This is a genomic window from Muriicola sp. SD30 (assembly GCF_041205185.1).
GTDB lineage: Bacteria > Bacteroidota > Bacteroidia > Flavobacteriales > Flavobacteriaceae > Muriicola.
Window position 1 is genome coordinate 666,167 of record NZ_JBGEWB010000001.1, and the last position, 14,101, is coordinate 680,267.

At 43.3% G+C, this 14,101-nt stretch carries 17 protein-coding genes; 13 read left to right on the plus strand and 4 right to left on the minus strand.

Features of this window, described 5'->3' with window-relative positions; genetic code table 11:
• The first annotated feature begins 44 nt into the window (after positions 1-44).
• The 12 genes from AB8P51_RS02950 to rimO all read left to right on the plus strand — a co-directional run bounded on the left by AB8P51_RS02950 (position 45) and on the right by rimO (position 10,042).
• Entirely contained in the window at positions 45-1,403 is a 1,359-nt protein-coding gene (locus AB8P51_RS02950) for a dihydrolipoamide acetyltransferase family protein (protein WP_369747271.1), read from the plus strand.
• Positions 1,404-1,451: 48 nt separating this feature from the next.
• Positions 1,452-2,225, plus strand: a complete 774-nt coding sequence (locus AB8P51_RS02955; RefSeq protein ID WP_369747272.1) for an exonuclease domain-containing protein — start codon at positions 1,452-1,454, stop codon at positions 2,223-2,225.
• A gap of 11 nt (positions 2,226-2,236) precedes the next feature.
• On the plus strand, positions 2,237-2,848 hold the full coding sequence (locus AB8P51_RS02960; protein WP_369747273.1) for a fumarylacetoacetate hydrolase family protein: 612 nt from the start codon (positions 2,237-2,239) through the stop codon (positions 2,846-2,848).
• A complete protein-coding gene (locus AB8P51_RS02965; RefSeq protein WP_369747274.1) occupies positions 2,849-3,187 on the plus strand; it encodes an Hpt domain-containing protein in 339 nt (112 codons plus the stop codon).
• Entirely contained in the window at positions 3,187-4,434 is a 1,248-nt protein-coding gene (locus AB8P51_RS02970; protein ID WP_369747275.1) for a competence/damage-inducible protein A, read from the plus strand. The genes AB8P51_RS02965 and AB8P51_RS02970 overlap by 1 nt, the downstream gene beginning before the upstream one ends.
• Before the next feature lie 72 nt (positions 4,435-4,506).
• On the plus strand, positions 4,507-4,743 hold the full coding sequence (rpmB, locus tag AB8P51_RS02975; protein WP_129602756.1) for a 50S ribosomal protein L28: 237 nt from the start codon (positions 4,507-4,509) through the stop codon (positions 4,741-4,743).
• A 19-nt stretch (positions 4,744-4,762) separates the two neighbouring features.
• Entirely contained in the window at positions 4,763-4,945 is a 183-nt protein-coding gene (gene rpmG / locus AB8P51_RS02980; protein ID WP_129602758.1) for a 50S ribosomal protein L33, read from the plus strand.
• Between the two features lie 6 nt (positions 4,946-4,951).
• Positions 4,952-5,101, plus strand: coding sequence for a DUF4295 domain-containing protein (locus tag AB8P51_RS02985; protein WP_369747276.1), 150 nt, complete (start codon positions 4,952-4,954; stop codon positions 5,099-5,101).
• Between the two features lie 91 nt (positions 5,102-5,192).
• On the plus strand, positions 5,193-6,146 hold the full coding sequence (ftsY, locus tag AB8P51_RS02990; RefSeq protein WP_369747277.1) for a signal recognition particle-docking protein FtsY: 954 nt from the start codon (positions 5,193-5,195) through the stop codon (positions 6,144-6,146).
• Positions 6,143-7,006, plus strand: coding sequence for a DUF2911 domain-containing protein (locus tag AB8P51_RS02995; protein WP_369747278.1), 864 nt, complete (start codon positions 6,143-6,145; stop codon positions 7,004-7,006). Before ftsY ends, AB8P51_RS02995 begins: the two co-directional genes overlap by 4 nt.
• Positions 6,982-8,673 carry an amidase family protein gene (locus AB8P51_RS03000; RefSeq protein WP_369747279.1) on the plus strand — a complete coding sequence of 564 codons (1,692 nt, stop codon included), beginning with the start codon at positions 6,982-6,984 and terminating at the stop codon, positions 8,671-8,673. The genes AB8P51_RS02995 and AB8P51_RS03000 overlap by 25 nt, the downstream gene beginning before the upstream one ends.
• Before the next feature lie 61 nt (positions 8,674-8,734).
• Positions 8,735-10,042, plus strand: coding sequence for a 30S ribosomal protein S12 methylthiotransferase RimO (gene rimO / locus AB8P51_RS03005; RefSeq protein ID WP_369747280.1), 1,308 nt, complete (start codon positions 8,735-8,737; stop codon positions 10,040-10,042).
• 25 nt (positions 10,043-10,067) lie between these two features.
• On the opposite strand, the gene AB8P51_RS03010 is transcribed toward rimO, so the two are convergent.
• Positions 10,068-10,856, minus strand: coding sequence for an anti-sigma factor domain-containing protein (locus tag AB8P51_RS03010; RefSeq protein WP_369747281.1), 789 nt, complete (start codon positions 10,854-10,856; stop codon positions 10,068-10,070).
• Positions 10,849-11,406 carry an RNA polymerase sigma factor gene (locus AB8P51_RS03015; protein ID WP_369747282.1) on the minus strand — a complete coding sequence of 186 codons (558 nt, stop codon included), beginning with the start codon at positions 11,404-11,406 and terminating at the stop codon, positions 10,849-10,851. The genes AB8P51_RS03010 and AB8P51_RS03015 overlap by 8 nt, the downstream gene beginning before the upstream one ends.
• Before the next feature lie 119 nt (positions 11,407-11,525).
• On the opposite strand from AB8P51_RS03015, the gene AB8P51_RS03020 reads away from it, so the two are divergent.
• On the plus strand, positions 11,526-12,047 hold the full coding sequence (locus tag AB8P51_RS03020) for a fasciclin domain-containing protein (RefSeq protein WP_369747283.1): 522 nt from the start codon (positions 11,526-11,528) through the stop codon (positions 12,045-12,047).
• A 63-nt stretch (positions 12,048-12,110) separates the two neighbouring features.
• Here AB8P51_RS03020 and AB8P51_RS03025 read toward each other — a convergent pair whose 3' ends face one another.
• Together AB8P51_RS03025 and AB8P51_RS03030 are read right to left on the minus strand one after the other, a co-directional pair.
• Positions 12,111-13,508, minus strand: coding sequence for a short-chain fatty acid transporter (locus tag AB8P51_RS03025; protein WP_369747284.1), 1,398 nt, complete (start codon positions 13,506-13,508; stop codon positions 12,111-12,113).
• Between the two features lie 7 nt (positions 13,509-13,515).
• Positions 13,516-14,085 carry a cysteine hydrolase family protein gene (locus tag AB8P51_RS03030; protein ID WP_369747285.1) on the minus strand — a complete coding sequence of 190 codons (570 nt, stop codon included), beginning with the start codon at positions 14,083-14,085 and terminating at the stop codon, positions 13,516-13,518.
• Between the last annotated feature and the right edge of the window lie 16 nt (positions 14,086-14,101).

Here is a 14,101-nt window from a genome sequence, read left to right on the forward strand (position 1 = left end):
ATTTTTGCAAAAATATTATACTAAACAAGTCCCTTTATAAGAATATGTCAAAATTCGAATTAAAACTTCCACAAATGGGGGAAAGTGTAGCGGAAGCTACTCTTACTACATGGCTCAAAGAGGTTGGCGACACCATAGAAATGGATGAGGCCGTATTTGAAATCGCTACAGATAAGGTAGACTCTGAGGTTCCCAGCGAGGTGGAAGGAGTACTGACGGAAAAGCTGTTTGAGGTAGACGACGTTATAAAAGTAGGGCAGACCGTTGCTATTATTGAAACCGAGGGTGATTCTGCACCGGAATCCTCCCCGGAAATAGAAGTAAAAGAAGAGGAAGAAGCTGTGCCCGAAGAAGTGACTGCAGCCGTTGAACAACCGTTGATACAGGCTAAAGAAACGGTGACTGCGCCAGCAGCAGACTATTCTTCTTCAGAGCGATTCTATTCCCCCCTTGTAAAGAATATTGCCAAACAGGAATCCATCTCCCTTGAGGAGCTCGATTCCATAGAGGGTTCCGGCCTTGAAGGACGAGTAACAAAAAACGATATCCTCGCATATATTGAAGAGAGGAAAAATGGGGATGAGGGGAAAACCAGGGTTGTTGAACAACCCATAGAACCTAAAGCCGAGGCTAAAATTGAAGCGCCCAAAAAGACCGATGTACCTCATAAGGTTAGTACGGCCCAGGCCAGTGGAGCTGATGAAGTTATTCCTATGACACGCATGGGTAAACTCATCGCCCAGCATATGACCGACAGTATTTCAACTTCCGCTCATGTTCAAAGCTTTATTGAGGTTGATGTTACCAAAGTGGTAAACTGGCGTAACAAAGTAAAAGAGTCTTTTGAGAAACGTGAAGGGGAGAAATTAACCTTTACCCCGATATTTATGGAAGCCGTGGCCAAAGCCCTTAAAAAGTTTCCCATGGTCAATATATCGGTTAGCGGGGATAACGTGATCAAAAAGAAAAACATCAATATTGGAATGGCGGCCGCCCTTCCCGATGGAAACCTTATTGTTCCGGTTATAAAAAATGCCGATCAGCTCAACCTGGTTGGTATGGCCAAGGTAGTGAACGATCTTGCCCACAGATCCAGAACGAATAATCTAAAACCCGACGAGATCAAAGACGGGACCTATACCGTGACCAATGTGGGAACTTTTGGCAGTGTCTTCGGTACCCCCATTATTAATCAGCCCCAGGTAGGCATACTGGCCTTAGGAGCTATCCGAAAAGTTCCTTCGGTTATTGAGACATCGGAAGGCGACTTTATTGGTATCAGAAGTAAAATGTTCCTCTCCCACAGCTATGATCACAGGGTGGTGAACGGGGCACTGGGAGGTATGTTTGTCAAAGCCGTGGCAGATTATCTGGAAGATTGGGATACTGAACGGGAAATCTGATTTTTCCCGTAAAGGGAATATAAATCTTCAATACGCAAAATCAAGGAAATGGAATTAAACCTCAGCAAGCCTATCTGCTTTTTTGACCTCGAAACCACGGGAACCAATGTAGCTAAGGACAGAATTGTAGAAATATCCATCCTCAAAGTCTTGCCAACGGGGGAAAAAGAACAGCGTACCTGGCTGGTGAATCCGGAATGTGAAATTCCTGAAAACGTGGTCGCCATTCATGGTATTTCTAATGAAATGGTGGCGAACGAGCCAACTTTTGCCGAGTTATCCAAGGAAATCTATCAGTTTATAAAGGACAGTGATTTGGCTGGATTTAATTCAGATCGCTTTGATATTCCACTGCTGGCAGAGGAGATGTTACGGGCCGGTGTTGATTTTGACATGAAGAACATGGTCTCAGTTGATGTTCAAACGATATTTCACAAAATGGAACAGCGTACGCTTTCTGCCGCCTATAAATTCTATTGTGACAAGGAACTGATAGGAGCACATGGGGCAAAGGCCGATACCGAGGCTACCTATGAGGTTCTCCTGGCTCAGTTAGACCGCTACCCCGATCTGGAAAATAATATTAAAAAACTGGCAGATTTTTCGACCTACCGCCAGAATGCAGATTTTGCAGGATTTATTGGATTTGACGAGGATGAAGAGGAAATTTTCACCTTTGGAAAACACAAGGGAAAGAAGGTGAGTGTGGTACTGGAAGAAGAGCCTGGTTACTTTGGTTGGATCCTCAACGCAGATTTTCCCCTCTATACCAAAAAGGTACTTACTCAGATCAAACTAAGGAAGCTTAATAATAAACTTTAGTAGTCAGAAAGATGAAGCTTATTTGCATCGGTCGAAATTATGCTGATCACATTAAAGAATTGTCTAATGATCGTCCGGCTGATCCGGTGGTTTTCATAAAGCCCGACTCGGCTGTATTACCTAAAGAACAGGCATTTTATATCCCGGAATTTACCAGGGAGGTTCACTATGAAGTTGAGGTCCTGGTGAAAATCAAAAAAGTAGGAAAACATATTGACACCCGATTTGCCCATAAATACTACGACGAGATCGGTCTGGGGATCGATTTTACTGCCCGTGATCTGCAGGCAGAGCTCAAAGAAAAAGGCCTGCCCTGGGAAAAAGCAAAGGGCTTTGATGGTGCTGCTGTCATTGGAAAGTGGTTGCCTAAAAACCAGTTTGAGGATCTGGAACAGCTGAATTTCGACCTGTCAAAAAACGGGGAAGTGGTGCAGCAGGGAAATACGTCGGATATGTTGTGGTCGGTTGATGAACTCATAAGTTATACTTCTCATTATTTTACATTAAAAAAGGGCGATATTATCTTCACAGGCACACCTGCAGGTGTTGGCAAAGTAAGTCCAAATGATTACCTTTCCGGCAAATTGGAGGGCACGGAATTGTTTCGTATAAATATAAAGTAGATGATCTATAGTCTGGATAAATTAAATGAGATGGCAGATGGGGACAATGATTTTGTCCTGTCTGTAATTACGGTTTTCCTCGAAGAGGTGCCTCAGGATCTGGAGGATCTGGAAAATGCCATAGATAAAGGAGACTATGAGAATGTCTATCAGTTAGCCCATAAAATAAAACCCAATGTGGACATACTTGGTATGGAGCAAACCCGGGCCATAGCTCTGGAAATTGAAACCCTTGGAAAGGATGAGAAGAATAAAGTTCTCATTGAAGAAAAATTCCCTGCTTTAAAGAAAGATATTCATCAGGTTATAGGCGAGTTGCGCAAAGATTTTGAGGTATAATGCTTGCTGAAATAATTACCATTGGCGATGAAATCCTGATCGGCCAGATCGTAGACACTAATTCTGCTTACATTGCTACCGAGTTTAATAAATTCGGTATTTCAGTCTACCAAATCACTTCTGTACAAGACGAAAAAAAACATATCCTTAAGGCCCTTGAGGAAGCTTCGGGCAGGGCCCAGCTCATAATCTTAACCGGGGGTCTCGGCCCTACAAAAGATGACATAACCAAGCTCACCCTATGTGAATACTTTAATGATACTATGGTCCTCAATGAGGAAGTACTGCAACATATAGAGTATTTGTTTAAAACATATATATCTACCCCCATTTCTGAGGTAAACCGGAAACAGGCATATGTTCCCTCCCGTGCGGAGGTGCTGCAAAACAGATACGGTACAGCGCCGGGGATGTGGATAGAAGATAAGGACAAGATTTTCGTATCCCTACCCGGAGTGCCTTATGAAATGAAAGAACTGATGTCGAAATATGTTCTGCCCAGAATCGCGGAAAAATACAATACCCCGTTTATTCTGCATAAGACCCTGATGACCTACGGTTTGGGGGAAAGCGCAATCGCTGAACGTATTGCTGATATTGAAGACAGTTTACCTCCTTACATAAAACTGGCATATTTACCCAATTTGGGAAAAGTGCGCCTTCGTCTTACCGCCAAAGGACCTGATAAAAAAGTGCTGGAAGAAGGAGTTAAGGAAGTTACCGCGAGGATCTATGATACCATAGGGGAACTTATTTCAGGTGAAGAAGAGGAAGGCGTCCTGGAGGCTGTGGTGGGGAAATTACTGCTATCAAAAAATAAGACCATAGCAACCGCCGAGAGTTTTACCGGAGGGAAGATTGCTGAACAGATCACTGCCGTTCCCGGCGCATCGGGATATTTTGTAGGGGGTGTTGTAAGCTACGCGACCAGAACAAAGATCGATATACTCAAGGTGCCAGAGGAACTTATAGAAAAGCATTCTGTCGTAAGTGCAGAAGTGGCTTCAGTGATGGCTGAGAACATTCGTTCCCTTATGAATTCAGATATCGGAATTGCTACAACAGGAAATGCCGGACCTACCAAAGGCGATTCAGATGCTCCTATTGGTGCAGTATACATCGCCATATCCAGTGATAAGGGTACACGGGTGGAACATTTTTCAATGGGAAACCACCGCGTGAGGATCGTACAGAAAGGGGTTCATAAAGCCCTGGAAATGTTACGGGAAGAAATTTTAAAATTCTGAAAAAGATTTTTGCTCTTCCGTGAAAATGACGTAAATTTGCATCCTGTTTTAAACAATGTAAAGTAGAGCACCATGTCTAAAGTTTGCGAAATTACCGGGAAGAGGGCGATGTTCGGAAATAATGTATCGTTTTCGATCAATAAAACCAGAAGGAGATTTGACGTAAATCTTTCCAAGAAGAGATTCTATATTCCTGAAGAAGATCGCTGGATCACCTTAAAAGTATCGGCAAGAGCTCTTAAAAGCATTCACAAAAAAGGAATATCTGCCGTTTTGAAAGAAGCGCGTCAGAATGGAATATTAAAGTAAGCCAATAAATTAGCATACCATGGCAAAAAAAGGAAATAGGGTTCAGGTGATCCTGGAATGTACAGAGCATAAAGAATCCGGGATGCCCGGAACTTCCAGGTATATCACTACCAAGAATAAGAAGAATACTCCGGACCGCCTGGAGATCAAGAAATTCAACCCCATTCTGAAAAGAATGACAGTTCATAAAGAGATAAAGTAAGAAGACATGGCAAAGAAGACCGTAGCAACCCTTCAGGGAAAATCAAAAAGATTGACCAAAGCGATAAAAATGGTGAAGTCGCCTAAAAGTGGCGCTTATACCTTCGTTGAGTCTGTAATGCCGCCAGAGATGGTCAACGAATGGCTGGCTAAATAATAGTAAGCTCTTATAAACGAAATAAGCCGCTCTCTCAGGATAGCGGCTTTTTTATTTCTTATATTTGGAACCGCCATAGAAGAGCCGTCGTATGAGTATTTTTAAAAAAATATTTTCTTCCGAGAAAAAGGAAAGTCTCGACAAAGGACTGGAAAAAACCAAAACCAGTTTCTTTTCCAAATTGGGGAAAGCCGTTGCCGGGAAGTCGAAAGTTGATGATGAAGTTCTCGATAACCTGGAAGAGGTACTGGTTACTTCTGATGTCGGAGTAACTACCACACTTAAGATTATTGAAAGAATTGAAGAACGGGTTGCAGCCGACAAGTATCTGGGGACTGAAGAGCTGAACTTAATTCTAAGGGAAGAAATCGCCGGCCTACTCTCCGAAACCCATACAGGCGAGGATACTGATTTTCTACTGCCGGCTGATAAGAAGCCCTATGTGATTATGGTAGTTGGAGTAAACGGAGTAGGAAAGACTACTACAATTGGGAAGCTTGCCTATCAATTTAAGAAAAAGGGGTTTTCAGTGGTTCTGGGTGCGGCAGATACCTTCAGGGCAGCTGCCATAGATCAGCTTCAGGTTTGGGCCGATCGGGTCGAAGTTCCAATAGTCAAGCAAAAAATGGGAAGTGACCCTGCGTCAGTGGCTTTTGATACCCTGAATGCTGCCAAAGCTAAAGAGGCTGATGTAGTACTTATTGATACTGCCGGACGCCTTCACAACAAGGTGAACCTGATGAACGAACTAAACAAGGTAAAGCGCGTGATGCAGAAGGTGGTGCCCGATGCACCCCACGAGGTATTACTCGTCCTGGACGGATCAACAGGGCAAAATGCCTTTGAACAGGCAAAGCAGTTCACCAAAGCCACGGAGGTTAGTTCCCTGGCCGTAACAAAACTCGATGGTACTGCTAAAGGCGGAGTGGTAATCGGAATCTCAGACCAGTTTCAAATCCCGGTGAAATACATCGGGGTTGGAGAAAGGATTGAAGATCTGCAGGTATTCAATAAATTCGAATTTGTAGACTCATTCTTCAGTTGAAAATATTTGCCAGCACAGGAATCCTCTTTTTACTTCTCTGGTCATTCCCGGCGGGGGCCCAAATAAATCATCCCAAAGCAAGTCCGTTTACCACAGTCAGGCAGGATATTGGCTTGTCGACACTTACCGTAGAATATTCAAGATCGGCCGTTAAGGGACGTGAACTTTTCGGAGGGCTGGTGCCCTACGGGCGAATCTGGCGCGTGGGAGCCAATGAATCTACCAAATTCACAACAACTTCTGAACTTGGGATACTTGGCAATATTTTAGCAAAGGGGACCTATGCCCTTTATGCGTTTCCTGAGGAAGATGCCTGGGAGGTAGTCTTTCATAAGAACACCACGCACTGGGGAGATGGACGAACAGCTTACAATCCTGATGAAGATGCATTCAGGATTAAGGTTACACCTGAGATTACAGACACCTGGCAGGAAAATTTTCTGATCTCTTTTGATTCCATCAGTCATAATGGAGCCCTTATGCAATGGAAATGGGGATATACTACCATTGCTATTCCCATCACTGTAAATACACGGGAAATAATGCTTGAGGCTATAGAAGAGCAACTCAGACAATCTCCATCTGCTCAGACCTATTATGAGGCTGCACGTTACCTGCAGGAAGAGGGTATTGAATATCCCAGAGCCCTTAAGTATTTGGATAAAGCAATTGCACTTGGAGGAGATACCTATTATTTTTATCGTGTCAGGTCGCTCGTCCTGGCAGCACTGGAAGATTACAAAGGTGCTACACAGTCGGCACAGCGTTCACTCTTCCTGGCTGAAAAAGAAGGGAAAGATGAATTTGTTCGGATGAATCAGGAAAATATTACAAAATGGAAGAAACTTATAAAAGAATAAAAGGAATGCGCCTTCTTGCGCTGGCAGTATTGGCCATGAGCTTCTGGAGTTGCAAACAGCAAGCATCTTCCGAAAGTGATGTAGTCCTTTGGACTCCATATAACGATTCTACTGAAGTTGCCGCAAATCAGGATCATGAGAATTCTCGTATGCGCTACAAACTCATACAGTCGAAAGTCCTTGATAAGAATGATGTTTTCCGGCCCCTTTATGAGGAAGTTTCAGCAGTTACAAATGAAGATTATGAAAAGCTTAAATCCCTGATCCTGAAGCAGGATATTTTAGGTCTGCAGGCTGCTGTGGCCAGTGGAAATTTGACCTATGAGGAAATTGTCTTGTTCTACCTCAAGAGGATTTATTCCTATGAACTTGATAATTCAACGACCTTAAACACTGTTATTGCCCTGAATGAAAAGGTGGTAGAGGAAGCCCGTTTACGGGATAAAGAACGCCGGGAAGGGAATCACCCCATTTACGGGATGCCCGTATTACTCAAGGACAACATAGGGACAGAAGGAATGAATACCACTGCAGGAGCATTGATCTTTCAGGAGAATAGTGCCCCTGATGCTTTTATTGTCAGGCAACTGAAGGCCAGAGGTGCCCTTATCCTTGGGAAGGTAAACCTGAGTGAATGGGCCTACTATCTCTGTGACGGTTGCCCTGTGGGATACAGTGCCTATGGAGGTCAGACCTTAAATCCATACGGGAGAAGAGTTTTTGAAACAGGAGGTTCAAGCTCTGGCAGTGGGACATCCATGGCTGCCCATTACGCTGTTGCAGCTGTGGGCACGGAAACATCAGGATCTATTCTTTCGCCTTCCAGTCAGAATTCTGTAGTGGGCCTGAAACCTACCATTGGGCTGTTGAGCAGATCGGGTATTGTTCCTATATCCAGTACACTGGATACACCCGGCCCAATGACGCGCAATATTACAGACAACGCCATTTTACTGGATGCGATGATGGGGAAAGACCCTGAAGATAAAAGCTCGGTGGGAAAGGATTTTGGCAAGGAATGGTATAAAGGACTTTCATATAATGAACTCAAAGGGAAACGATTCGGGGTTTTTTCTAATCTGATGGAAGGAGATAGTATTTACCGTCAGACGGTGGAAATGATACGCAGAGAAGGCAGTGAGATCATAGTTATTGACCCTCCCCGAGTGCCTCTTGATGGGTTTTTAAGCATTCTCAACCTGGATATGAAGGAAGATCTTCCGGCATATATTGCACAGAATATAAATAATAAAGAGGCCATAAGGGTGAAGACCGTTGCAGATATCATGAAATACAACCTGCAGGACAGCCTTACGCGAATTCCCTATGGCCAGGGGAGGTTCGAAGCTGTCGTCTCAGACAGTACATCAGCAGAAGAACTTCAGACAATCAAAAAGAAGCTAGAAGAAGATACAAGGGCCTTTTTTAATACTGCTATGGATACACATGATCTCCATGCAATCCTGTCTATCAACAACTACCACGCAGCATATGCAGCTGCAGCCAAGTACCCGGCATTAACAGTGCCCATGGGCTATAAGTTGAGCGGTGAACCTATCAGCCTTACTTTTATTGGTAAACAGTTCGAAGAGCCGAAACTCCTTCGCCTCGGCGCCGCCTATGAGAAGGTCAGTAAAGTGAGGAAGACTCCTGAGAATTATAAATAAAGCTTCTCTCAGGTAACAGGAATCCTGTGCTATATTGTATTTTTGCAGCTCATTTGACAAAATGCGTACTAAAACTCTTAAAAGAAACAGGATCAACGTAGTAACCCTGGGCTGTTCCAAGAATGTATACGATTCTGAGGTACTAATGGGGCAGTTGCGTGCGAACGATAAGGAAGTGGTCCATGAAGAAGATGGGAATATTGTTGTGATCAACACCTGTGGCTTTATTGCAAATGCCAAAGAGGAGAGTGTAAATACCATTTTAGACTTTGTCCGGCAAAAAGAGGAGGGAAGAGTTGAAAAGGTATTCGTAACTGGTTGTCTCAGTGAGCGATATAAACCAGATCTCGAGAAAGAGATTCCTGACGTGGATGCCTATTTCGGTACAACCGACCTGCCAAACCTGCTCAAAGCGCTGGGAGCCGACTATAAACATGAATTGCTGGGTGAGCGACTTACGACAACTCCTAAAAATTACGCATATCTGAAGATTGCGGAAGGATGTGACCGGCCGTGTTCGTTTTGCGCTATCCCCCTGATGAGAGGAAAGCACCGTAGCACTCCGATAGAAAGCCTGGTAAATGAAGCAACGATTTTAGCGGCAAAAGGGGTTAAAGAACTTATTCTGATTGCGCAGGATCTTACCTATTACGGCCTTGACCTATACAAAAAACGAAATCTGGCAGAATTGCTCAGGGCGCTGGCCGGGGTGGAAGGGATAGAATGGATACGCCTGCACTACGCTTTCCCAACCGGTTTTCCAATGGATGTGTTGGATGTGATGAAGGAAGAGCCCAAAATATGTAACTATATCGACATCCCACTCCAGCATATCTCCGATCGCATTTTAAAGAGTATGCGCAGGGGAACAACTCAGGAAAAAACGACTCGCCTTCTCAGAGAATTTAGGGAGGCCGTACCGGGGATGGCGATCAGAACTACACTTATTGTAGGGTATCCCGGAGAAACGGAGTCTGATTTCGAAACCCTGAAGGCATGGGTGAAGGAGATGCGTTTCGAACGACTAGGATGCTTTACCTATAGCCATGAAGAGAATACTCATGCCTATTCCCTGGAAGACGACGTTCCTGAAGAGGTCAAACAGCAAAGGGCTAATGAGATCATGGAACTGCAGGCGCAGATATCCTGGGAACTCAATCAGGAAAAGATCGGAAAGACTTTTAGGTGTATCATTGACCGAAAGGAAGGGAATTACTTTGTGGGCCGAACAGAATTCGATTCCCCTGATGTAGACAATGAGGTACTTATCGACGCCTCAAAATACTACCTCAAACAAGGTGATTTCGCCCGAATAACGATTACCGAGGCTTCCGATTTCGACCTTTACGGCATCCCGGCAGAGAAATAGTAGTGGCACTACATTCTCATAAACTCTACAAATAGATATTAGAAATAAGTCGTTCTACCGTTGGATGATCATTCCCGCCTTTTGGTTCAATGGTGATATTTAAGGATTCAGCATTATCAATATAGGTCAGTGCGACAAGATCCTTATCTGTAGGAAGAAGGCCCATACTGATCATTTCGCCATCCACATCGGCCCACATCTGATAAGTTTCTTCTTCAGACAAGGCAGGCAAGGCTTTCGGATTCACCACCACAGATTTACTTTTGTGATTGACAAAGGCAACAGCCCTGGCTTCAGGAGCAAGCGTATTCCCTTTAAGGAGAAGTGGAATAACATCCTTATCATTGAGCTGGGCATACATTGCATTTACCTCCTGCATCTCCTCGGATAATTTTTGAAGGGATTCCTGCAGTTGCTCCTTTTCTTCCCTGGCTATTCTGATATTTTCTTCAGCCGTCTGCCATTGATTGTAAAACCAGAAGGAAGTAAGGGCAAAGATAGCCGCCAGACTCGCTGCTACAAGTAATCTGGCTGGATTAAAGGCACCTGAGCTACTCAGTGACTTAACAGGAGTATAATTATTGTCCTTGTCTCTATTTAACGTCTTCTCAAGTGATCTTTTTATCCGCTGAGGCGGAGCTATAGCATTTTCCAGCGCTATACCTTCAAAATCGGATTCGAGTTTTTGGTATTCCTGTCGCAGGACTTTGTCTTGCTGTAATGCGCTCTCGATCAATTCTTCATCTTTCGCGTTGAGCTCACCCAATAGATAATTGAGCAATAATCCTTTTTCTAATATTGTTTTCCTATCCATGATCAATTACATCTAAACATATTGATAAAAAGAAAAGAGTCAGGGGGTAATTTCCCCGGAGCTGAACCAGGGCCTGGCGTACATAAGATTTAAATGTGCCCAGAGGAACACCCATCAGCTTGTGTGCCTCACGATGGGTATATCCTTTAAAATATACCAGCTCAATCACTTTCTGATGATGGGCCTCCAATTTTTTTATCACCCCATTCAGGGCTTCGTAATTATGACCCGACTCTTCCTGTTCTATATCATTATATACACCCATATCCTCCTTTTGGATGAGGGGATCTGTTTTTCTTAAAGCATTCAGGGTTTTGTTCCTGGCAATTCTATACGCCCATGTATAAAATTTACCCTTGTCAGGATCAAATTGGTCTATTTTTTCCCAGATGGTGACAAATATTTCCTGAAGCAGATCTTCCGATAATTCTTTGTCACGACACATCCTCAATACTACGCCGTAGAGTGCTCCCGAATATTTGTCATAAAGGGCATAGAGGGCATTCTTGTCGCCGTTCTTAAGGCGGTTTATCTGACTTGAATCATCCATAGCAAGTGTTAAAGATATGATAAAAATCTGCTTTGCTCATCCATCCGTCAGCTGCCTGTGTAATTAATAGTGAAGAGTGCACTAAAACTTTAATTATCACTAAAACTAAAAAACAAATCATGAAAAAAGTAATTTTTATTCTTTCGACTGTTGCCTTACTGTTAGGTTCAACTAATGCAAATGCACAAAACAATTCACAAGACATCGTAGATATCGCTGTATCTGTTGATGATTTTTCAACCCTGGTTACTGCCCTTAAAGCGGCAGACCTGGTAGGCGCCTTACAGGGAGACGGACCTTTTACCGTTTTTGCTCCTGTAAATTCAGGATTCGCAAAAATCGACGCGGATGCTTTGAATTCCCTTTTAAAACCCGAAAACAAAGAAAAATTGGCTGCTATTCTTACCTATCATGTAGTATCGGGAAAAATTACTGCATCTGATGTAGTAAATGCCCTGAATAAGGGTAATGGGAAAGCAGAACTCACCACTTTAAACGGAGGGAAGTTAACTGCTGTAAAAAAAGACAAAGGGATCTACCTTATGGATGCCAATGGAAATTACAGCATGATTACTAAAACGGATGTAATAGCTTCTAACGGAGTAATACATATCATCGAAGATGTGGTTATGCCACAATAGTTGGTTGGTTGGTTGTTAGGAAAAGCATCGCTTCTCGGCGGTGCTTTTTCATTTTATACCTGTTTACATGGGCCAAAAACTTACCAGGGCGGCAAATATCGTAAAGAACAGAATGAATGGGATAACCAAATACCCCATAATATCCCGGGCTTGTATTTTAATTCCTGCCCCCATGATGGGGATAACTAAGAGAAGAAAGAAAGGTTGCATCAAATTAGTAAGGCTTTCACCATAGGCGACAGACATGGCTGTCCTGGATAAGAGTGCTTCCATTTCTTCCGGGGATAGTGCTGCACCGATTTCCTGAACTGCTGTGATGATACTTGGACCAATAACCGCAAATTCTCCCCCTGCAGATGGGATGGCAAAATTTACAACTGCTCCTGTGAGGAATGCAAAGAAGGGTATACTATCCAAAGTTGCTACAGAAGCCATCCATAATGCAAGTTTTTCACCTAAACCGGTGTAAATCATAATTCCCATAATCCCTGCGTAAAAAGGATATTGAAAGAGAATTCCGGAAATATTCCCACTTGCCCTTTTCATGGCGATAACATATCGCATGGGTGTACCGTGTAAGAGCAGTCCAAGCATCAGGAAGAAAAAAATCATGATGTTCAGATTGAGATCCAGCCCTTTGGAACTAAAATGTAAAAACAAATAGATCAGGCCCGGGATCGCAATGAGATATTGTAAAAGTCGGCTATTATTCAGAAAGTCAGAAAAAGCCTTGTAAGGTAATTTCATGAGTCGGGCTTCCTCATGAATAGTCACCGATTTTTGATCTGTTTCCGATTCCATCATGCCTTCGAGAGTTGGATAATTTCCTGTTTTAGGGAGTAGAAGGCGCATAAGTAAAGGAGCAATAAAAAGAAATACTAACAATACCACCAGATTAAGCGACGACCCCAGAGTTGCACTGGTTGAGATAGTGTCGTCAAGTACACCGGCTTTTATCAGGAAATTCTCCTGGGTATTCAATAGTAAAGGGATAGAGCTGGAAAGGCCACTTACCCAAATGATACCGGAGAAATACACACAGGCAATCAGAAAAGGGTAGTGGATCCCTTTGATCCTGAGGGCAAGTTCCCTGCCCAAAACAGCAGTTATAACTACCCAACCCCAACTTATTAAACTAAATAGTGCGCCTAAAATCACAATCAGAAAGTATACCTGTTGAGGTTTCTTGATCTTGCTGGCCAATAGGTCGATACCCCTGTGTACTATAGGAGAAAGAGCAATGGAATAACCTGTAATGACCAATAACACCATCTGCATCCCGAATTCGAGCAAGATCCAGAATCCGTCGTACCAGGAATTGATTACCTGAACAGGTGTAGCCCCTACCCATAATAGAGCAATTACAGATGTAATTAAAGTAAGGATAAGGGCAAATACAAAGGCATCGGGCATAAACCTCTGGAAGATATCTGAAAATTTCTGTCCTATTTTCTGGATCATTTTTCTTTTAATATTTGCTCATTAATTCCAGTATATCTTTCGTATTGAGTACAGTGGCAAATTCTTTATGAAGGTTTGCCAGGGTGATTTTATGAACAAGGGAGGCCTCAAATTGTTCTTCCTCCGGACCCAAAGTATCAAATGTAGCGGTAGCGTCGGATATAACAAAGGTGTTGTATCCAAAATTTCCTGCCATACGGGCTGTGGATGAAACACAATGAGAAGTAGTAAGACCCACCAGTACCAGATCGGATATTTGAATATCCTTCAGCATCTTGTCTAGGGGGGTATTTATAAAGGCACTATTACTACTTTTTTCAAGAATAATTTCTCCTTTTATTGGTTTTGTAATCTCTTTAAACTCGTTTCCCGGCCTTCCTTTAGTAAGGGGGGAAGGAGGCGTTCCGTTGTGTTTGATATGGAATACAGGGTAGTTTTGGTCTCTCCAGTAGGCAAGGAGGATGGATGCCTTTTCCTCGGCATCCGGGTTATTTCTGGCCCCCCCGTAATAATCGAGTTCCTCTAGACCTTTTTGTATGTCGATCAGTATCAGGGCCGGCGGTTGCTTGGTTTCCATCTCTCCTTATTCAGAT